Origin of the sequence: Oricola nitratireducens (assembly GCF_014904745.1) — a bacterium.
In the GTDB taxonomy this organism is placed as follows: Bacteria; Pseudomonadota; Alphaproteobacteria; order Rhizobiales; family Rhizobiaceae; genus Oricola; species Oricola nitratireducens.
Genome location: NZ_JACZCS010000001.1, coordinates 117244 through 137751, shown reverse-complemented (window position 1 = coordinate 137751; position 20508 = coordinate 117244). Strand labels below are relative to the sequence as shown.

Here is a 20508-nt window from a genome sequence, read left to right as displayed (position 1 = left end):
ATGACGACGCACGACCTCACTCTCATTGCTGCAACCGATGCCATCGGGATTCCCGCCGAACCGTTCCGCGTCCGCCATCTGATCGGCGGCGCATGGCAGGGCAGCGCAAACGGCGAGACCTTCGAGCGTCATTCGCCGGCCCATGGCGTCCTCGTCAGCCGCTCCGCGAAGGGCGGGGAGGCAGAGACGAATGCCGCGATCGCAGCGGCGCGTTCCGCTTTCGACAGCGGTGTGTGGAGCCGCATTTCCGGCAAGCAACGCGCTTCGGTCATGCTCAGGGTCGCCGACCTGATCGAACGCGACGTCGAGCGCATGGCGCTGCTCGAAACGCTTGAAAGCGGCAAGCCGATCACGCAATCGCGCGGCGAAGTCGCGGGCGCGGCGGATCTCTGGCGATACGCAGCGTCGCTGGCCCGCACCCTGCATGGCGACAGCCACAACACGCTCGGCGAGGACATGCTCGGCGTCGTGTTGAAGGAACCGATCGGCGTCGTCTCGATCATCACGCCGTGGAACTTCCCGTTCTGGATTCTGAGCCAGAAGCTGCCCTTCGCGCTTGCCGCGGGATGCACCTGCGTCATCAAGCCGTCGGAGATGACGTCGGCGACGACCGTCATGATGGGCGAATTGCTGATCGAGGCCGGCCTGCCGGCGGGCGTCGTCAACATCGTACTGGGATACGGCCAGCCGGTCGGCAGCCTGATGACCACGCATCCCGATGTGGACATGGTGACGTTCACCGGTTCCACGGCGGTCGGCAAGTCGATCACCGCCGCTGCCTCGGCAACGCTCAAGAAGGTCGCGCTGGAACTGGGCGGCAAGAACCCGCAGGTGATCTTCCCGGACGCGGATCTGGAAAACGCCGCGGACGCCGTCACCTTCGGCGTCTATTTCAACGTCGGCCAGTGCTGCAATTCTTCCAGCCGCATCATCGTGCACGAGGACATCGCGGACGACTTCGTCGCCCGTGTCGTCGAATTGTCCCGCCAGGTTGCTTTCGGTGATCCGCTCGATCCCGAGACCCAGGTCGGCGCCATCGTCACGCCCGAGCACCAGGCGAAGATCGACGCCTGTGTCCGTCAGGCGGTCGCCGACGGCGCCAATGTCCGCCTTGGCGGCGGCATCCTGTCGGTACCCGGTCTCGACGGGCAGTTCTACGAGCCGACCGTGATCGCCGGAGTACGGCCGGAGATGGCGATCGCCCGCGAGGAGGTCTTCGGGCCGGTCCTGTCGGTGCTCACCTTCAGGACAGCCGATGAAGCCATCGCGCTGGCGAACGACGCATCCTACGGCCTCTCGGCCGGTGTCTGGAGTGAGAATATCCATACATGTCTGGATTTCGCCCGCCGCGCGCAGGCCGGCACCGTCTGGACGAACACCTGGATGGACGGATTTCCCGAACTGACTTTCGGCGGGATGAAGCAATCCGGTCAGGGACGCGAGATCGGGCCTTACGGCCTGGATGAATTTCTCGAGGTGAAGACCGTGGCGATGCGGATCGGCCGCACGCGCGCGCCTTGGGTCCGCAAACGCTGACCGCTTTTTAAACCGGGTCAGCGGACGACAACGCAAACCGAGGAGGAAACCCCATGCGTTCGATTATCGGAAAGACCATCGCGGCGGCCGCCATTCTGGCCGCATCCGCGAGCTTCGCCCATGCCGGCGACGTCGAAGTCCTGCACTGGTGGACGTCCGGCGGCGAGGCCGCGGCGCTCAACGTGCTCAAGCAGGATCTCGAAAAACAGGGCATTGGCTGGCAGGACATGCCGGTCGCAGGCGGCGGCGGCACCCAGGCGATGACCGTGCTGCGTGCCCGCGTCACTGCCGGCAACGCCCCGACCGCCGTGCAGATGCTCGGCTTCGACATCACCGACTGGGCCAAGGAAGGCGCACTCGCCAACCTGAACGACATCGCGTCGGCCGAGGGCTGGGACGCCGTCGTGCCGGCAGCGCTGCAGAAATTCTCCAAATATGACGGAAAGTGGGTCGCCGCCCCGGTCAACGTCCACTCGACCAACTGGGTCTGGGCCAACAAGGGCATTCTCGACGAGCTCGGCATCGCCCAGCCGACCACCTGGGACGAACTGGTCGCGGCCATGCAGAAGGTCAAGGATTCCGGCAAGATCGCGGTCGCCCATGGCGGCCAGGCCTGGCAGGACGCGACGATCTTCGACGCCGTCGCCATGTCGACCGGCGGACCGGAATTCTACAAGTCGGCCTTCATCGACCTGAACCCGGACGCGCTCGGCTCCGACACGATGAAGCAGGTCTTCGACCGCATGTCGGTAATCCGTTCCTTCGTCGACGACAACTTCTCCGGCCGCGACTGGAACCTCGCCTCGGCGATGGTGATCAAGGGCGACGCCGCCTTCCAGTTCATGGGCGACTGGGCGAAGGGCGAATTCCTCAATGCCGGCAAGAAGCCGGGCGAGGACTTCCTGTGCTTCCGCTTCCCCGGAACGCAGAAACAGGTCACCTTCAACTCCGACCAGTTCGCGATGTTCAAGCAGGGCGACACGGTCTCCCCTGAACAGGCTGCGCTCGCCAAGGCGATCCTGTCGCCGTCCTTCCAGTCGGCCTTCAACGTCGTCAAGGGGTCGGTACCGGCGCGCATCGACGTCTCCGACGAGGCTTTCGACGCCTGCGGCAAGCAGGGCATGAAGGATCTGGCCGCCGCCTCCGAATCGGGCAACCTGTTCGGATCCATGGCGCATGGCCACGCCAATCCGGCCTCGGTGAAGAACGCGATGTATGATGTGATCACCGCGCACTTCAACGGTGAGTACGATTCCGACACCGCCGTGAAGGAAATGGTCAACGCCGTCGCGCTGGCCCAATAATATCCTGGCATAAAGTGGGGGAGAGCGTTCGCGCTCTCCCCGTTCGGGAGGAAGTCCGATGTCAATGACCGCAACACGCCGCTCCGGCAATGACTGGCTGCGCGATGCCCTGCCGAAGATCGTGCTGAGTCCCAGCCTCGCGATCGTGCTGGTCTTCGTCTACGGCTTCATTCTCTTCACCTTCTACCTGTCGTTCACCGACAGTCGCATCCTGCCGAGCTACGGCCTCGTCGGCTGGCAGAATTATTCACGATTGTTCTCGGTGCGGGCCTGGGGCATCGCCATCGACAACCTGCTGATCTTCGGATCGCTCTACATCGTCATCTGCTGCGTGCTCGGCCTCGCGCTTGCGATCCTGCTCGACCAGAAGATCCGCGCCGAAGGCTTCATCCGCACGATCTATCTCTATCCGATGGCGCTGTCCTTCATCGTCACCGGCACCGCCTGGAAATGGTTCCTTGACCCGGGCATCGGCCTGCAGGCGGTCGTGCGCTCCTGGGGCTGGGAGAGCTTCACCTTCGAGTGGATCAAGGACAGCCACATGGCGATCTACACCATCGTCATCGCCGCCGTCTGGCAGACCTCGGGCTTCGTCATGGCGATGTTTCTCGCCGGCCTGCGCGGCATCGACAACGAGGTCCTCAAGGCGGCGCAGATCGACGGCGCGTCCAACTGGTCGCTCTACCGCCGCATCGTCATTCCGCAATTGCGCCCGGCCTTCATGTCGGCCTTCGTGGTCCTCGCTCACATGGCGATCAAGTCCTACGACCTCGTCATCGCGCTGACCGGCGGCGGCCCCGGCACCGCGACGGAACTGCCCGCGACCTTCATGTATTCCTACACCTTCACCCGCAACCAGATGGGCATCGGCGCCGCCTCGGCGACGATCATGCTGATGTCGATCGCCGCGATCATGGTGCCGTATATCTGGTCCGAACTCAGGGAGAAGAAGTGATGGCGACCAACGCTTCCGCAAACGTCATCCGCACCGGCGGCGGCGCCCGCTTCGTGATCTACACGCTGCTCGCCCTGTTCTGCATCTATTACCTGCTGCCGCTCTACGTGATGGTGGTCAACTCGCTGAAACCGCTTTCCGAGATCCAGGCCGGCGGCATGATGTCCCTGCCGCACGAATGGACGCTCGCGCCGTGGAGGAGCGCCTGGTCGACGGCGCAGATCGGCGTCGCGGCGACCGGCCTGAAACCCTATTTCCTCAATTCGATCCTGATGGTCGTCCCGGCTGTCGCGATCTCCACCGTGCTCGGCGCGCTGAACGGATACGTGCTGACCAAGTGGCGCTTCACCGGCGACACGGTCGTCTTCGGCCTGCTGCTGTTCGGCTGCTTCATACCGTTCCAGATGGTGCTGATCCCGATGGCGCGCATGCTCGGCCTGATGGGCCTTGCCGGCACCGTGCCCGGTCTGATCTTCGTCCATCTCGTCTACGGCATCGGCTTTTCGACCCTCTATTTCCGCAACTACTACCAGCAGTTCCCGACCGAACTGGTGCGCGCGGCGATGATCGACGGCGCCGGCTTCTTCACCATCTTCCGGCGCATCATGCTGCCGTCCTCGGGGCCGATCGCCGTCGTCTGCATCATCTGGCAGTTCACCAATATCTGGAACGACTTCCTCTTCGGCGCGAGCTTCTCGGATTACGACAGCCAGCCGATGACGGTGGCGCTCAACAATCTCGTCCAGTCCTCGACGGGCGTGAAGGAATACAACGTCCATTTCGCCGGCGCGATCATGGCGGCCCTGCCGACATTGATCGTCTATATCGTCGCCGGCCGCTACTTCGTGCGCGGCCTGATGGCCGGCAGCGTGAAAGGGTAAGACCATGGGATTTCTCGATATCAAGAAGGCAACCAAGTCCTACGGCTCGGTCCGGGTCCTGCACGAGACCGACATCTCCGTCGAGGAGGGCGAGTTTCTCGTTCTCGTCGGACCGTCAGGCTGCGGCAAGTCCACTTTGCTCAACATGATCGCGGGCCTCGAGGAGGTCACCAGCGGCGACATCGCCATCAAGGGCCGCTCGATGAACGGCGTGCGCCCGGCCGACCGCAACATCGCCATGGTGTTCCAGTCCTACGCGCTCTATCCGAACATGAATGTCGCGCAGAACATGGCCTTCGGCCTCGAGATGCACGGCATCCCGAAACCGGAACGCGACAAGGCGGTGGCGCAGGTCGCGGACCTGTTGCAGATCCAGCCGCTGCTCGACCGCAAGCCGGGGCAGTTGTCGGGCGGGCAGCGCCAGCGCGTCGCCATGGGCCGCGCGCTGGTGCGCGATCCCGATGTCTTCCTGTTCGACGAGCCGCTGTCCAACCTCGACGCCAAGCTGCGCGTCGACATGCGCACCGAGATCAAGAAGCTGCACCAGAAGCTCGGCACCACCATCGTTTACGTCACCCACGACCAGATCGAGGCGCTGACGCTGTCGACCCGCATCGCCGTCATGTTCGGCGGCCACGTCCAGCAACTCGGCACCCCGAAGGAGATCTACGACAATCCGGCCAACATCTTCGTCGCCGGCTTCATGGGATCGCCATCGATGAACCTGTTCCCGGCCAGGGTCGCGGTTGAAAACGGCAACGCCATCGCGAGAATCGATCTCGCCGACGGCGCCGCGGCGTCGCTGCCCTTTCCGCCCGGCAACGCCATGGCCGCCCATGACGGCCGCGACATCGTCCTCGGCATCCGCCCCGAGGCGATCACCGACGAGGACGGCGCCGACCGCAACTCGAAGGCGATCCACCGCATCGAGACCCGCGTCGAGGTCACCGAGCCCGCCGGCTCCGACACCTTCGTCGTCGCCAATCTCGGCGGCAAGGAGGTAACCGGCCGCTTCCGCGCCGATGTCGACGTGCGTCCGGGTAATACATTCCCCTTTGCCGTCAACATGGAAAAGGCCGTCGCCTTCGATCCGAAAACCGAGCAGCGCATCGGCTGACCGTCCATGCACTCTTCCCCGGAAATCGTCGTCATCGGCAGCGGCATGGGCGGCGCGACGCTCGCCGCCGGCCTCGCGCCGACGGGCGCGCGCATCGTCATCCTCGAGCGTGGCCGCCAAATCCCCGACGACGCTCCGGCGCGCGATCCGAACCGGATCTTCCGCAATAGCGCCTTCCTCTCCGACGAGACTTGGCTTGACGAAGCCGGCAGGCGTTTTTCGCCCGGCAACTATTATCACGTCGGCGGCAATACCAAGCTCTATGGCGCGGTTCTGATCCGCTACCGGGCGCAGGATTTCGCCGAGATGCAGCACGCCGAGGGTGTCTCGCCGGCCTGGCCGTTTTCCTATGACGAACTCGCGCCCTGGTACGACAAGGCCGAGGCGCTTTACCGGGTGCATGGCGACGTCGTCTCCGACCCGACCGAGCCCGAACATGCCGGCCCGCTCCCCTTTCCGCCGGTCCCCGACGAACCCGCGATCGCAACGGTGCGCGCCCGTCTGCAAAAGGCCGGCGTCCATCCCTTCACCCTGCCGCTCGGCATCGATATCGACCGCTGGCTGAAAGGCGGCATGACCGGCTGGGACGGTTATCCCGATACCCGATCCGGCAAGATGGACGCCGAGACCTGCGGCCTCGCCGAGGCGCTCGCGCATGACAATGTCGAACTCGTCACCAATGCCCGCGTCACCCACCTGAAGACCGGTCCCGACGGCAAACGCGTGACCGAGGTTGTCTACGAGAAGGACGGCGAGACGCATAGCCTGACGCCGCGCGTCGTCGCGCTTTGCGCCGGCGCCGTCCAGTCGGCGGTGCTGCTGTTGGCCTCCGGTCTCGCCAATACGTCCGATCAGGTCGGCCGCTGCTTCATGAACCACAATGCCAGCGCGCTGATTGCCTTCGATCCGCGCTTCCGCAACGATTCTGTCTACCAGAAGACCTTCGGCATCAATGACTGGTATTTATCCGACGGCGAGGGCGGCCCGCCGCTCGGCAATATCCAGCTGCTTGGCCGTGTCGTGCCTGACATCCTGCGGGCCAATGTCAAGTTTCTGCCGAAACCTGTAGCCGGCTACATATCCGGCCATGCCATCGATCTCTACGCCATCTCCGAGGACATTCCGGATCCGGAAAGCCGCATCGTCCTGAACGGATCGGATATCCAGCTGATCTGGCGTCGCTCCAACATGGTCGCCCACAATCGCCTTGTCGCAAGGATCAAGGCGACGATGCGTGCCGCCGGCTTCCCGGTCGTGCTCTCCCGCCTTTTCGACGGCCGGGTGCCGTCGCACCAGTGCGGCACGGTCCGCATCGGCTCCGATCCGTCGTCTTCGGCGCTCGATCCCGAGTGCCGCACTTGGGATCACCCCAATCTCTTTGTCGCCGACGCCGCCTGCCTGCCGACATCGGCCGCCGTCAATCCGGCGCTGACCGTCGCCGCCATGGCGCTGCGCGCCGCCGACACAATCAGGAAGGATCTTACCGCATGAAGCCGGTCGCACTCATCACCGGGGGCCAGCAGGGCATCGGTCTCGGCATCGCCGAGGCGCTGGTCGAAGCCGGCTTCTCCGTCGCCCTCGCGTCGCGCAGCACGCCCGATGATGCAGGAGTCGTTTCGGCTCTGCAACGACTGGGAGCGGACGCGCGCTACTACTGCCACGATCTTCGGGAGATCGAAAATGTCCCCGCTCTGCTCGACTCCGTCGAAGCCGATCTCGGCGCGGTCGATTGCCTCGTGTCCAACGCCGGCGTCCCGGCGAAGGTGCGCGGCGACATGCTCGATATCGCGCCGGAGAACTTCGACTTCGTCCTCGACGTCAATCTGCGCGGCGCCTTCTTCCTCGCCCAGGAGACGGCGAAGCGCATGGCTGCACGCGAGACCGGTACATATCGCTCCATCGTCTTCGTCACCTCCGTCAGCGCAGCCATGGTTTCGATCGAGCGCGCCGAGTACTGCATCTCCAAGGCCGGCGCGGCGATGATGGCGGAGCTCTTCGCCGTGAGGCTCGCGCCGCTCGGCATCGGCGTCTTCGAACTGCGCCCCGGCATCATCGAGACCGGCATGACGGCGGGCGTCAAGGACAAATACACCGCGCGCATCGAGGGCGGATTGGTGCCGGCCGGGCGCTGGGGCCAGCCTTCCGATATCGGCTCGGTCGTCGTTCCGCTCGCCACCGGACAGATGGCCTTTGCCAACGGTGCGGTCATACCGGTCGACGGCGGCTTGTCGATATCGCGGCTGTGAGGATCAACGGCAATGGCTGAGACCTACGACTTCATCATCATCGGCGGCGGCTCGGCCGGTTGTGTTCTCGCCGCGCGGCTGTCCGAGAATCCGGCCGCGAAAGTCCTCCTTCTCGAAGCCGGCGGCCGCGACTGGCATCCGTTCTATCATCTGCCCGCAGGTTTCGCGAAAATGACCAAGGGCATCGGCTCGTGGGGCTGGTCCACCGTGCCGCAGCGCCACATGAACAATCGTGTCTTCCGCTACACCCAGGCCAAGGTGATCGGCGGCGGATCGGCGATCAACGCGCAGATCTACACCCGCGGTAACGCGCTCGATTACGACGAGTGGCGGCAGATGGGCTGCGACGGCTGGGGCTACGAAGATGTGCTGCCCTTTTTCAGGAAAGCCGAGGACAACGATACATATGACGACAAATATCACGGCAAGGGCGGGCCGCTCGGCGTGTCGCAGCCGCGTGCGCCGCTGCCGATCTGCGAGGCCTATTTCGAGGCCGCCGCGAAACTCGGTATCCCGCGCAACAAGGACGTGACCGGCGAAAAGCAGGACGGCGTCTGTTTTTACCAGCTCACCCAGCGCAATGCCCGACGCTCGTCGGCGGCGATGGCCTATCTCGCGCCGAACCGGGGCCGGAAGAACCTGACGGTGCGCACCGGGGCGCAGGTTCGCCGCATCGTTGTCGAGAACGGGCGCGCCGTCGGTGTCGAGCTGACCGACTGCACACGGCTGACGGCATCGTCGGAAGTGATCCTGTCTTCCGGCGCCATCGGTTCGCCGCGCATCCTTCAGCTTTCCGGTATCGGCCCGGCGGATCACTTGTCCGACCTCGGCATTCCCGTCGTCTTCGATCAGCCGCAAGTCGGTTCGAACCTGCAGGACCATCTCGACCTCTACGCGATCTGCGAGGTCACCGGACCGCATACCTACGACCGCTACGCGAAGCCGCTATGGTCCGCCGTGGCAGGCATCCAGTATTTGCTGACGAAGCGCGGCCCCGTCGCGTCTTCGCTCTTCGAGACGGGCGGCTTCTGGTACGCCGATCCGGAGGCGCGTTCGCCTGACGTCCAGCTCCATCTCGGCCTCGGCACCGGCATCGAGTCCGGCGTCGCCGCAATGCCCGATGGCGGCGTGACGCTCAACGCCTGTTACCTGCGCCCGCGCTCTCGTGGCTCGGTCCGGCTGCAAAGTGCCGATCCGTCCGCCGCGCCGCTGATCGACCCGAACTACCTCGCCGACCCGCGCGACCGCGAACTTTCCATCGAGGGGCTGAAGCTTGCGCAGAGGATCCTGGCGCAGGCGCCGCTCAAGCCCTTCATCAAGGCCGAGCGCCTGCCCGGGCCCGGCGTGAAAAGCGACGAGGACTATTTCGCCTTCATCTGCGAGCATTCGAAAACGTCGCACCATGCCGCCGGCACCTGCCGGATGGGTCCTGACGATGCCGCAGTGGTCGACACCCGCCTGCGCTTCAACGGCATCGAGGGACTGCGCGTCGCCGACGCCTCGATCATGCCGACCGTCATTTCCTCCAACACCAATGCCGCTGCGATCATGATCGGCGAGAAAGCCGCCGACATGATCCGCGCTGATCACGGGGCCTGAACCATGCGCCTGCCAACCTATGCCGGAACCCTCGAAGACTATACGCCGAGCGGCGATGCGCTCGTCCCGCGCGCGCCCGCCGTGCCGCTGACACGGACCGCCTTTGCCGCCGCGCATGTCGTGTCGGACCCGCTCGCCGAGCGCGATCCCTGGGCCGGAGGCCGCCCGGCGGTCGACTGGGACAACACGCTGCGCTTCCGCCACTGGCTGTGGGACCAGGGTCTCGGTCTCGCCGAGGCGATGGACACAGCCCAGCGCGGCATGGGCGTCGACTGGCTGACGGCGAAGGAACTCATCGAGCGCACCATGCGCGATGCGAAAGGCCATCCGCTGAAACCCCGTGTCGCCTGCGGCGCGGGAACCGATCACGTCGAGCTATCGGACCTCAAGGACGAAGCGGCGCTGATCGCCGCCTATTCGGAGCAGATGGAGGCCATCGAGGCGGCCGGCGGGCAGGTCATCCTCATGGCCTCGCGCGCCTTTCCGGCGATGGGCGCCGATGCGGAAACCTATGCCCGTGTCTACGGCATGCTAATCGGCCAGGCCGCCGAACCCGTCATCCTGCACTGGCTTGGCGACATGTTCGATCCGGCGCTGTCCGGCTACTGGGGCTCGACCGACGTGGCGAAAGCCTCGGACGCCGTGCTGGCGATCATTCAGGCCAACCCGGCCAAGGTCGACGGCATCAAGATATCGCTGCTCGATCAGGCCCACGAGGAAGCCTTCCGCGCGCGACTGCCGGAAGGCGTCCGCCTCTATACCGGCGACGACTTCAACTATGCCGACCTGATCGCCGGTGACGGCAGCCACTATTCCCATGCCCTGCTCGGCATCTTCGCGGCGATCGCGCCGGCGGCGAGCCAGGCGCTCGAGGCGCTGGCGAAGGGCGACATGGCAACCTATCACGCGCTTTTCGCGCCGACGGTTCCGCTGTCGCGCGAGATCTTCAAGGCGCCGACGCGCTTCTACAAGGCGGGCATCGCCTTCATGGCGTGGCTAAACGGCGCACAAAGCCACTTCATCATGCCGGGAGGCTTCCAATCCTCGCGCGAAATCACCCATTATGCCGAGGTGTTCCGTCTCGCCGACAAGGCGCGGCTGCTGACGCAGCCCGATCTGGCGGTGGAGCGCATGACGACGCTTCTGCGCCTGCACGGAATGGGCTGAGGGCCAACGACAATGAACAAGCGGCCGACCATCGTTGATGTCGCGCGCCACGCCGGCGTGTCGAAGTCGACGGTTTCGCTCGTCCTGCAGAACAGCCCGCTGGTCAGGAAGGAGACGCGCGAGACCGTCGAGCGCTCGATGGCAGAACTGAACTATGTCTACAACCGCTCGGCGGCGAACCTGCGCGGCGCCGATGTCGGACTGATCGGCCTCGTCATCAACGACCTGCGCAACCCCTTCTTCACCGAATTCGCCACCAGCGCGCAGATGACCTTCGCCAGCCACGGCTTCGCCACCGTCATCGCAAACACCGATGAGGATCAGCAGATCCAGGCGCAGGTGATCGGCTCGATGATCGAGCATGGCGTCTCCGCGCTCGTTATCTCGCCCGCTTATGGCGACGACGGCGCGATCTTCACGCGGATCGAACGCGCCGGCATCCCGGCGTTGCAGGTCCTGCGCATGATCGACGAACGCACCGACCTCTTTCCCTTCGCCTCGCTCGATTACGCGACCGGCGGCCGGCTGGCGGCGCGCCATCTCGTCGATCTCGGCGCCCGGCACATCGCCTTTGTCGGCGGGCTGCAGGACCGGCCCGTCACGGCCGAGCGCATGTCGGGCTATCTGGCGGTCATGGCCGAACACGGCATCGAGCCGGTGACCTTCCACGGCCGCCCGTCGCGCGGCTTCGGCCGCGACATCGCGCTGACGCTCGCGCGTGACCATCCGGATATCGATGCCGCCGTCTGTTTTAACGATCTCGCCGCCCTCGGCATGCTGTCGGGCTTTGCCCAATGCGGCGTCGAGGTGGGCAGCGATTTCCGCCTCGTCGGTTTCGACGACATCGAGGAATGCGCGCTGGTCTATCCGCAGTTGTCCTCGGTGCGTTGCGACGTCGGCAGCTTCGGACGGCGCTCCGCGGCAACCATGCTTGAATGGCTGGAAACCGGCAAACGGCCGCCCGAAAAGGATTTCGCCAGCGTTGGGCTCGTTGCCCGCCAGTCCAGCCTCGGCCTTTGAACCGCCATCCTCCGGAGAAAACCATGATCCAGCACTGCGTCTTCCTCTCCCTGCATTCGCCGCTGCAGATGCGGCCGGTCGAGGAGGCGATGGAGTTGCTCTCGGGCCTCGTCGACGAGATCGACGGCATGGTCGAATTGTCCTGGGGTCCGAACATGGATTACGAGGGCAAGTCGCCGGACTATCACTTCGGTTTTGTCGCCGTCTTCGAGGACCGCGATGCCCACCTCGCCTATGAGGAACATCCAGTCCATGTCCGCGCCGGTTCGATGCTGATCGCTGCCTGCAAGGGCGGTTATGAGGGTATCTTCGTCGCCGATCTGGAGACGGAGTAAGATATTTCGCCTGTCGAGCGGTCAGGATGACTTGGCGAACGCTGCGCCACGTCATTGATGGCGGTCAATGACCTCTAGGGTAAATTTACCAATTCTTCCGTTGCCAGCAAGAACAGCGCACAAAACGGGAGGATGGAATGGTTAGATTTGTATCGGCTTTGGCAGCGGTTATGTGCCTGACATCGGTTGCTCACGCACAAGACAGTGGCGATGTGGGGTTGGGTAAATCACTCGCCGAGGCGAACTGCAGTCAGTGCCACAACATTGCGCCAGGCGGCGCATTCAAGCTTTTTCCGCCGAGCTTTAAAGCCATTGCCATCTACATGGACCCTGACATCATTCGCATGCGGATCCTGAATCCGGGCCATAGCGTCCTGATGCCGGAATTCCACGAATACATGATGAAGGCGAATCTGGATGCCCTTGTTGCCTATATCCGGTCGCTGGAAAACAGCTGAAAGGCCGCGACCCTTTCTGCTCGGATGTCGGGCGCCGGCATGATCTAACCCGCCGCGCGGGCGACGGTCTCGAAAATCCAGGTCCGGCTCTGCGGCACTGCGAGCAGGAGGGCGATGGCCGCCTGCAGCCCCGCGATCGAATAGAGCTTGGTGCGGAAAGGCTCCTTGCGCGTCTTGTGGCGCAACAGCCTTTGGCCCGCGAGCGCGCCGAATATGCCGCCGGCCAATGCAAGTCCGAGCAGGGTGCTTTCGCGGATTCGCCAGGCGCCACGCCGCGCTGCCGCCTTGTCCCAGGCGAAAGCTCCGAATGCGAAAAGATTGACGCACAGTAGCGCTGCTGCGGCTAATCCCCACGGTTCGGCAGGATCGGGAAATTCCATTGTTGGCCGGTGCCTGTTACAGATTTGCGCCCCAGGATCGGCGATTGGCCGGCCGCAGCCAAGGGCCTTCCGGAGGTTCGGTTTCTTGCCCCCGCCGTCGACCGTGACGTACTCGAACATTGAGTGAATGTGATACGGCTTGAACTGGCCGGGCATGCGGATGACTTCCGCCGACCCGGCGTTTGGCATGCCTGGTCTTCCGTTAGGTAAACCAGATCGGTCGTGATAGGATTCCGAGTTCCGCAATCACGCGGAACGAGAAAAATGCTCCCGGCGCCGAACGCCGGGGACACGGGAGGATTAAACATGCCGCGTTTCATTATCACGGGAAATTATACGTCCGCAGCGATGAAGGGGATGATTGCCAATCCCTCCGACCGTGAGGCCTCGACCCGGCCTCTTGTCGAAGCGGCGGGCGCGAAGCTTGAGTCCTATTTCCTGACCAGCGGCGACAATGATTTCATGATGGTCGTCGAGGGCCCGGACAGTGCCGACATCGTCCCCGCGCTCATGGTCGCAGGGGCGTCGGGCACCGTTTCCAATCTCAAGACGATCCGTGCCTATACCAGCGCGGAATTCACCGCCGCCCAGAAGAAGGCGGGGCAATTGGCGTCCCACTTCAAGCCGGCGGGCTAGTTCCTCCCGCAAATATCGGGGAATTCCGCGCAAGCCGTCCGGTCGGTACCTCTTCGCTGAGCGGACGGCGCCCTGAAACGCGAGCCGGTCCGCCGCGCATCGCGCCCGCCGGTTCAGAGTTTCGGCTGGCGCGCCGTGCTTCCGGTCGCATGGTCGACCGGCGTTCCCGGTTTTCGTCTCAGATACCGCCGGCACAACCCGGCAAGCGCTGCCAGGATTTCCGCTCTCTGCCAGCCGGATGCGAGCGCCACCAGTTCCAGGGTCGAGAAGGCCTCGTGGATCGCCGAATCGAGATCCGCCTGGGGCGGCAGGTGCCCGACCGAACAGTGGCGCAACATCGATATCGCAATGATGCTGCTGTTGCGTCCGGTCAACTCCGCGAAATTCATCAGTTCGTTGAAATAGGGCTCGATGGCGAGTTCGCAATCGAGATCTCTGTCGGGATATTCGGAAGGACTGGCAGGCGCGGTTATCACCGTTAAAAGCCTCCGGCAGAATCGTTGCGGAGTTCCTCCCTCGGGGCTGGAAGGAACTCCGCATAGGAGGCGAATTCAGCTTCTGAACACCTCGGTTAGAACGTTAACCAAGATAAGTGACACCGCGATGATGAATGTCAATGCGAGGCCCACTCACGCTCGCGCGCAACGCCGAAGAGGCGGTTTTCGGTGCATTGTTGGCGGCCGATTCCGGGATTAATCCAGATTTATCCACGCCCCGCGCAGATAGTGCCGGAAATTTGGTCATGACCGCCGTGGCGATCCCGGTTTTCGCCTTGATCCTGTGAACCGGCGACACCGCTGCGAGGCCGCGCATCCGCCGCGAGGAAATGCTGTGGGATGCCCTCCGGCCCGTAAAATTTTACGCCGCGGTTTAATCGGCTGGTTAGTGGTTAATGATTTGCTGCCCACGGTCGCGGGGGCGAATTTCTTAAGGCTGAAAAATCCATATGGCGGACGAAATCGAAATTGCCGACATGCTCGAATATATTGCGGAATTCCCCGAAGACTTCGAGGTCGAGGAAATAGCTGAAGTGCTGAAAGAAGCCGCCTCGATCATCCGGAAACGGTATGGAAGCACCCTCATCGAGCGTGGAACGGACCTGGATGATCTGGATCCGACCGGCAGCGCATGAGCGCCGCGTCCAACGGTTGAAAACCATCCCCTCCTGGCGTCGGCACGGCGCCCGTTTTCCACAAGGCTGCACGATATGGCGTTCCGGCGGCTTTGCGCGGATTGACCTGAATATTACGTAGCGTAAGATAAAGTGAAGGTTTAGTGATCACGCCTTTTCGCGGTGTTCCTCCCGGCCCCAGGGAGGGGCACCGCTTTGCTTTTGCGCAGCCGCCGGGCAGGCATGCGCTACGGGATTTGACGGATGGCTGTCGCCGGGCCTGTCGCGCACTTGACCGGGAACCTTGAGGAATTGCGGCGTTACGGCCTGTCGCTCAACAATTACTTAACATAGGTTAATTAACGCCAGCGGCGAGGAGCGCCGTCCGCCGCGCCTGACAAGGCCCGCGCCGGTACGTCTTCGCCTGTCCGCGGTGCCCTATTTGCGCCAGGGAAATTCCCTCGTTTAGCCCGAACACCGCCTCACTCTGCCCATTTCCGGCGTGTCAAAGCCGGTCACGCCGCGTTTCGCGCGCAACAACAACCAACAATCAAGTCTGCGAAATGGTTCCCTTGTTTCAAAAACAAACCGGGCGCTCTTCCCCGCGCCATCTTTCCATATTGCCTCTGGCCTTTGTCTTCTGCGCCGCCTTTGGCATGTCCGCGCCCGCCCATGCGGGCTATCCCAACAGCCGCGGCCATCTGGGCGGCGCGGTGCATGTTTCCGAAAAGCAGAAGAAATGCCTTGCGACCGCGATCTATTTCGAAGCGCGCGGTGAATCCCGGCGCGGCCAGGTCGGCGTCGCGCAGGTGATCCTGAACAGGGTCAGGGACGATGCCTATCCCGATACGATATGCGGCGTTGTTTTCCAGAACGAGGACAGGCGCAATGCCTGCCAGTTCTCCTTTGCCTGCGACGGCCGCTCGGACGAGCCGTCGGAGAGGCGCGCCTGGCTGCGTGCGAAGGAAAACGCCGAGGAGGTGCTCGAGGGGCATGGCCTGATCCCGGCTCTTGGCGCGGCGACCCACTACCATGCTGCCTATGTGAATCCGAACTGGGCGCCGAAGATGACGCGCCTGTCGAAGATAGGCCGGCACATCTTCTATCGGTCCTGACAGGCGAAAACCGCGATGTGTCGGGATTCGCCTGGTCCCGGTTGCGCGCAATGCTCTGCCTTACGCTTGGTGAGGTATGCGCGATATTGGGCGACAGGGTCGCATCTCTGACCCTGGCCGACCTCACGGGCCGCAGCGTCTACCGTTGAGCGACGGCGGCGCACTGCAGTCTTGTCGTTTGCGCCCGTCCCGCGCCGCGCGCCGATGCATGGGAAAAAGCCGCCGCCTCGTGCCTCGGCAACATCCAGTTAACGCAATTCACAGGAAGACGGCGATTGGCGAAATGGCTTGTTGAACTGTTGCCCGCCAGGCGTAAAATCGGATTCGGGCGTTGTGCGCCCACGTAATGCGTGGCGTTGCTCTTTGAATATCCTGAGAGAAACACTGCAGAACTGCCTGATACTGGGATCAGGCCCGGCGGCGCAGGGCTGGGTAAGGGGCACTGCCGGGCCTGCCGTTCTATGGTTAGAACTTTATTAAAATATGAGATTTTTCGGGTTAACTCAAACCGGGAATCTAATCTAGGTTAATGCGCGCCCGTCTGAGGCTGCCCGTGTTCCCGATTCGGGTTTCTTCGACTGCTTTTGTCGGGAGGGCGATTACCCCTGGATTTTCGCTTGCGGGCTCGTGAAGAATGACCGCCTGGACGGGACTTCCTGCGCCGGGAAACGGCGATTTGCGAACCGGTCGAATGTGAACAGCCTGACTTACTTGGCGTAAGAAGCTGCAAGCTGACGGCCTCCACGGGGGGGCGTGCATTTGAATGTAGCGTTTATCCACGGGCCGCAGGTTTTTACCCGGTCACAGCACGGCTGCGGCCCATTTCATATGCGGCGGCGTGGCGGCGTATTTGGCGACGGCGGTTTAACCCGGCGCCTCTCGAAGCCCGGAGAAACCGGATTAAATCGCGCCGCATTTTATACTGGGATAGATGCTTTACGTTGCGTCAGGTATCCGCAATGGTCGTTATCGGTTCGGCGCCTTGTCAGAGGGGTTGACCTCCACAGGCCGCAGTTCGTCTCTATCGCCCCCAACGAGAGACGTTCTGCGGCCTATTTCTTATGCCGTGAGAACAGGTGAGGTTACGGCCGAAATTGTGCTGGGCCCGAATGCGTACCGGGATATGCGGTCCGTCTTGCCTCCCGATTGCAGGATTTTGCTATGGAGAGCGTCGATGTTACCTTGCGGAAGTTGCAGCGCGATTCGCGAGGTCGAAGACCATGAAAACGGTAAGCTGTACGAAAGCCAACGGCGACGGTGACATCGATTGCGAGGCCGAAATCCTCGAAGAGTTCCGCGCCCTGATCGAGCATGCGTTGAAGATCGGTTGGGCGGAGGAGGAAATTGCCAATGCGCTTGTTGGCCTGTCCAGCAATTTCGCTTTGGGTCTGCTCGAAGACGCGGTGATCGGCATGCCCGACAGATCCCTGCTTCATTGACCGGACAAGGCAGGCAGCTTGCTGCATTGCAACGCTCCGGCTTGTAGTTCGGCGCATTTCGGGCAGCTTCCGCATGGCTTGGAAAGCCGGGATGGTAGCTGCGGCCCGCGAATTGAAAAAAGTAAAAAAAAAGAAAAAATGGCGGTGAGACAGGGATTCGAACCCTGGAGACGGTTTCCCGCCTACACGCGTTCCAGGCGTGCGCCTTCAACCACTCGGCCACCTCACCGTAATCCATGATGCCCGGATGGTTGCAGCCGGGCGGAACGATCGGGCAGGGCCCGTCCGCGGTGGCGGCACTATAGTCAGAACGCCTTGGCGTTCAACTGCAATTTCATCTCTTTTTTGCGCGAAATCCCGTCATTTCGCCGCGCCTCGGTTGAAGCCGCATTGTCATCGGCGTCCGTGTTTCGTATGCACCGGGTCCGGCCGCACGTTTTTCAGGAATTGCACCAGCGCCGCTCCGGTCCCGCTCATGATTCGTCTCCTGTTTCGAACCCTTGCCCTTGTCTGCTTCGCGATCGCGGTAATGTTCGTCGTCGTCGACGCGACGCGATCCATCGGCGTCTCCGAGCTTGTCTTCACGCCGTTTGCCGAAAGCTTCGAGCTTGCCGCGCCGCAACTGCTCGAGAGCTTCCGGGCGTGGTTCGCGCAAAACGCTCCCGAATTCGTGACCGGCGGCATGCTTGCAACGGCGCTCGGTCTGCCCACATTTGCTGTGTTCGCCGGGTTTGCCTTCGTGTTCTATGTGATCGGGCGCAAGCCCCGGCTGCGCGGACTGCAGCGCCTGAAGCGCTGATCCGCCAACGCCAAAACCGGGAGACGGATGATGTTTCTGGCCAGCATGTTCGAGAAGAAGACCAAGATGCCGGATCCGGCGCATGCGCTGCGTGGCCGCGCCGAGCCGCTGCCGACGGCCACCCATCACTTCGTCAACGGCAATCCGCTGAAGGGCCCCTGGCCGGACGGCATGGAGACGGTCTATTTCGGCATGGGCTGTTTCTGGGGCGCCGAAAGGCTGTTCTGGAAGACGGACGGCGTTTATGTGACGGCGGTGGGCTATGCCGGCGGCCTGACCCCCAACCCCACCTACCAGGAAACGACGACCGGCCTGACCGGTCACGCCGAGATGGTCCTTGTCGTCTTCGATCCGGCAAAGGTCTCGCTGCAGGCGCTTCTCAAGACTTTCTGGGAGGAGCACGATCCGACCCAGGGCATGCGCCAGGGCAATGACATCGGCACGACCTACCGCTCCGCGATCTACACCACGTCGCCGGAACAGCTCGCCGCCGTCGAGGCGAGCCGCGACGCCTACCAGGCTGCGCTGCGCGAAAGCGGATCGGGCGCGCTGATCACCACCGAGATCCGTGAAGCGCCGGAATTTTATTACGCGGAGGAATATCACCAGCAATATCTGGCGAAGAATCCCGGCGGCTATTGCGGCCTGCGCGGAACCGGCGTTTCCTGTCCCGGCACGTGATCGCGGCCGGCCCGGCCGTGGGGCGCGTTTGGCGCGACCGGCATGGGGAGGCGCATGAAGCGCATCGCACTTGGCCTGATGGCCGCAACGGCAATGTCCGTTTCCGCATCCGCGGAGCCGGCCATCGTCTATGACCTCGGTAGCATGTTCGACAAGTCCTTCGCCGAGGCGGCCCTGGTCGGCGCCGAGAAGTTCAAGGCCGAAACCGGCGCCTCCTATCGGGAATTCGCGATCCGGAACGACGCCCAACGTGAACCGGTTCTCCGCAAATTCGCCCGCGACGGCAATTCGCCGGTCGTCGTAACCGGCTTCGCCTTCGCGCCGGCGATCGAGACCGTGGCGAAGGAATTCCCCGGCACCGACTTCGGCATCATCGACTCGGTCGTCGAAGCACCGAACGTGCAGTCGGTCGTCTTCAAGGACCAGGAAGGAGCCTGGCTCGTCGGCGTCATGGCGGCGAAGGCCTCCAAAACCGGCACGGTCGGCTTCGTCGGCGGCCTGTCCATTCCGTTGATCGCGCGCATCGCGTGCGGGTATCTCGGCGGCGTGAAGTCGGTAATTCCCGATGCCACGGTTATCGAGAGCTATGTCGACGATACGCCGGCCCCATGGAATGACCCGGTCAGGGGCGGCCAGGTCGCCCGCGAGCAGATCGCCCGCGGCGCCGACGTCATTTTTCACGCGGCCGGCAACTCCGGCGTCGGCGTCCTGCGGGCCGCCGCCGAGGCGGGCAAGCTCGGCATCGGCGCCGAGGTCGACCAGAACGGCCTGCAGCCGGGCCATGTCCTGACCTCCATGCTCAAGCGCGTCGATGTCGCCGTCTACAATGTCTTCAAGGCTGGCGCCGACGAGACCTTCCGGCCGGGCATCCGGATTCTCGGCCTCGCCGAGAATGGTATCGGCTACGCCATGGATACCAACAACAAGCCGCTCGTCACCGACGACATGCTGGCTGCCGTCGAGGACGCCAGGGCCAGGATCGTCTCCGGCGCGATCGAGGTCCACGACTTCATCACCGACAATTCCTGCCCCTATTGAAGCCTGCGACATATCCTGAACGACGAACGGGTTCCCGCCCGATGGGCCCGGCGTCGCGCGCGTCGGGGCGTCGTCCGCGATCTGCATGACCGCCATCCGGAGCGTTTGGGCGTGGATTGGGAGGGGCGTCAGGCCGCCCGGGCTATGCGCGATCCGGAGTTGGATCGTGTGGAATCAGGAAACCGCGGCCGTGCCGGCCGCGGCGCTTTGGCGTGTGCCTTTGGCATTGGGGATTGTCGAGCGTACCGGCATCTGCGGAATGCGTCACCGGCCCATCATGCTGCGGGCGCGCAGCTTTTCCAGTTCCTCCGACGCATTCAGGTGCATCGGCAGACGCGATGCCCATTCCACGTCGCCGCGGTGGATGCCCATGTCGCGAAAAACCCAGTCTTCCTTGCCGAGAAGCGCGCGGAAGGCGGCCCGGTTGCGGCGATGCCTGTCCCATGTCGCAACCGCGTGCGCGATGCGCGATACGGTCGCGGCGGCGAGCCGGCCGAGCATGGAACCGGCGCTGCGGCCGTGCCGGCGTTCATGGTGGGTCTGCAGTTCGATCGAGGTCATTTCCAGTCTCCTTTTTTCACTGCCGCGAACCCTTCGTTGCGAATGGCCGCGCTGCGGGATGGACAATGCCGACGAGTCGTGGTTCAATCAAACGAATAGATTTGACCTTCTCGATCAATGATTTTGATGA

The 20508-nt window shown here is 63.4% G+C and carries 21 protein-coding genes, 1 tRNA gene and 1 pseudogene; 19 read left to right on the top strand and 4 right to left on the bottom strand.

Annotated elements, in window-relative coordinates; translation table 11 throughout:
* The 12 genes from IG169_RS00655 to IG169_RS00600 all read left to right on the top strand — a co-directional run bounded on the left by IG169_RS00655 (nt 1) and on the right by IG169_RS00600 (nt 12618).
* Nucleotides 1-1536, top strand: a complete 1536-nt coding sequence (locus IG169_RS00655) for an aldehyde dehydrogenase family protein (RefSeq protein ID WP_193174216.1) — start codon at nt 1-3, stop codon at nt 1534-1536.
* A gap of 53 nt (nt 1537-1589) precedes the next feature.
* On the top strand, nt 1590-2840 hold the full coding sequence (locus IG169_RS00650; protein WP_193174215.1) for an ABC transporter substrate-binding protein: 1251 nt from the start codon (nt 1590-1592) through the stop codon (nt 2838-2840).
* Nucleotides 2841-2898: 58 nt separating this feature from the next.
* Nucleotides 2899-3795 carry a carbohydrate ABC transporter permease gene (locus IG169_RS00645; protein WP_193174214.1) on the top strand — a complete coding sequence of 299 codons (897 nt, stop codon included), beginning with the start codon at nt 2899-2901 and terminating at the stop codon, nt 3793-3795.
* Nucleotides 3795-4676 carry a carbohydrate ABC transporter permease gene (locus tag IG169_RS00640; protein WP_193174213.1) on the top strand — a complete coding sequence of 294 codons (882 nt, stop codon included), beginning with the start codon at nt 3795-3797 and terminating at the stop codon, nt 4674-4676. The genes IG169_RS00645 and IG169_RS00640 overlap by 1 nt, the downstream gene beginning before the upstream one ends.
* A 4-nt stretch (nt 4677-4680) precedes the next feature.
* A complete protein-coding gene (locus tag IG169_RS00635) occupies nt 4681-5793 on the top strand; it encodes an ABC transporter ATP-binding protein (protein WP_193174212.1) in 1113 nt (370 codons plus the stop codon).
* Nucleotides 5794-5799: 6 nt separating this feature from the next.
* Nucleotides 5800-7284, top strand: a complete 1485-nt coding sequence (locus IG169_RS00630; RefSeq protein ID WP_193174211.1) for a GMC oxidoreductase — start codon at nt 5800-5802, stop codon at nt 7282-7284.
* Entirely contained in the window at nt 7281-8039 is a 759-nt protein-coding gene (locus tag IG169_RS00625; protein ID WP_193174210.1) for a 3-ketoacyl-ACP reductase, read from the top strand. The genes IG169_RS00630 and IG169_RS00625 overlap by 4 nt, the downstream gene beginning before the upstream one ends.
* A gap of 12 nt (nt 8040-8051) precedes the next feature.
* Nucleotides 8052-9638 carry a GMC family oxidoreductase gene (locus IG169_RS00620; RefSeq protein ID WP_193174209.1) on the top strand — a complete coding sequence of 529 codons (1587 nt, stop codon included), beginning with the start codon at nt 8052-8054 and terminating at the stop codon, nt 9636-9638.
* 3 nt (nt 9639-9641) lie between these two features.
* On the top strand, nt 9642-10805 hold the full coding sequence (locus IG169_RS00615; protein WP_193174208.1) for a dihydrodipicolinate synthase family protein: 1164 nt from the start codon (nt 9642-9644) through the stop codon (nt 10803-10805).
* Nucleotides 10806-10817: 12 nt separating this feature from the next.
* Nucleotides 10818-11825: a LacI family DNA-binding transcriptional regulator gene (locus IG169_RS00610; RefSeq protein WP_193174207.1), complete on the top strand. Its 1008-nt coding sequence runs from the start codon at nt 10818-10820 to the stop codon at nt 11823-11825.
* A 23-nt stretch (nt 11826-11848) separates the two neighbouring features.
* Nucleotides 11849-12160, top strand: a complete 312-nt coding sequence (locus tag IG169_RS00605) for a Dabb family protein (protein WP_193174206.1) — start codon at nt 11849-11851, stop codon at nt 12158-12160.
* 137 nt (nt 12161-12297) lie between these two features.
* Nucleotides 12298-12618, top strand: a complete 321-nt coding sequence (locus tag IG169_RS00600; RefSeq protein ID WP_193174205.1) for a c-type cytochrome — start codon at nt 12298-12300, stop codon at nt 12616-12618.
* Between the two features lie 44 nt (nt 12619-12662).
* On the opposite strand, the gene IG169_RS00595 is transcribed toward IG169_RS00600, so the two are convergent.
* Nucleotides 12663-12998 (bottom strand): DUF1294 domain-containing protein, encoded by a 336-nt coding sequence (locus IG169_RS00595; RefSeq protein WP_193174204.1) that lies wholly within the window; start codon nt 12996-12998, stop codon nt 12663-12665.
* 306 nt (nt 12999-13304) lie between these two features.
* Here IG169_RS00595 and IG169_RS00590 point away from each other — a divergent pair, with 306 nt between their 5' ends.
* Nucleotides 13305-13634 (top strand): GYD domain-containing protein, encoded by a 330-nt coding sequence (locus IG169_RS00590; RefSeq protein WP_193174203.1) that lies wholly within the window; start codon nt 13305-13307, stop codon nt 13632-13634.
* 113 nt (nt 13635-13747) lie between these two features.
* On the opposite strand, the gene IG169_RS00585 is transcribed toward IG169_RS00590, so the two are convergent.
* The gene (locus tag IG169_RS00585) at nt 13748-14110 is read right to left on the bottom strand and encodes a hypothetical protein (RefSeq protein ID WP_193174202.1); all 363 of its coding nucleotides are present in this window, start codon (nt 14108-14110) and stop codon (nt 13748-13750) included.
* Between the two features lie 470 nt (nt 14111-14580).
* Here IG169_RS00585 and IG169_RS00580 point away from each other — a divergent pair, with 470 nt between their 5' ends.
* The 3 genes and pseudogenes from IG169_RS00580 to IG169_RS00570 all read left to right on the top strand — a co-directional run bounded on the left by IG169_RS00580 (nt 14581) and on the right by IG169_RS00570 (nt 17299).
* Complete coding sequence (locus tag IG169_RS00580) at nt 14581-14766, top strand: hypothetical protein (protein ID WP_193174201.1); 186 nt, start codon at nt 14581-14583, stop codon at nt 14764-14766.
* 701 nt (nt 14767-15467) lie between these two features.
* Nucleotides 15468-15860, top strand: a pseudogene (locus tag IG169_RS00575) (cell wall hydrolase); the annotation flags it as partial.
* A gap of 1220 nt (nt 15861-17080) precedes the next feature.
* Nucleotides 17081-17299 carry a cytochrome c-type biogenesis protein gene (locus IG169_RS00570; protein WP_193174199.1) on the top strand — a complete coding sequence of 73 codons (219 nt, stop codon included), beginning with the start codon at nt 17081-17083 and terminating at the stop codon, nt 17297-17299.
* Nucleotides 17300-17438: 139 nt separating this feature from the next.
* Here IG169_RS00570 and IG169_RS00565 read toward each other — a convergent pair.
* Nucleotides 17439-17528: transfer RNA gene (locus IG169_RS00565), tRNA-Ser, on the bottom strand.
* A 246-nt stretch (nt 17529-17774) separates the two neighbouring features.
* Between IG169_RS00565 and IG169_RS00560 the strand changes: the two genes are divergently transcribed.
* Genes IG169_RS00560 through IG169_RS00550 form a run of 3 tightly spaced genes read left to right on the top strand, consistent with a single transcriptional unit; the run spans nt 17775 to nt 19817 of the window.
* Entirely contained in the window at nt 17775-18098 is a 324-nt protein-coding gene (locus IG169_RS00560; protein WP_193174198.1) for a hypothetical protein, read from the top strand.
* Nucleotides 18099-18128: 30 nt separating this feature from the next.
* A complete protein-coding gene (gene msrA, locus IG169_RS00555) occupies nt 18129-18779 on the top strand; it encodes a peptide-methionine (S)-S-oxide reductase MsrA (RefSeq protein WP_428982219.1) in 651 nt (216 codons plus the stop codon).
* A gap of 54 nt (nt 18780-18833) precedes the next feature.
* Entirely contained in the window at nt 18834-19817 is a 984-nt protein-coding gene (locus IG169_RS00550) for a BMP family lipoprotein (RefSeq protein ID WP_193174196.1), read from the top strand.
* A 264-nt stretch (nt 19818-20081) separates the two neighbouring features.
* Here the strand turns inward: IG169_RS00550 and IG169_RS00545 are convergent, their stop codons facing one another.
* Nucleotides 20082-20378, bottom strand: coding sequence for a DUF1127 domain-containing protein (locus IG169_RS00545; RefSeq protein ID WP_193174195.1), 297 nt, complete (start codon nt 20376-20378; stop codon nt 20082-20084).
* Nucleotides 20379-20508: the final 130 nt, after the last annotated feature.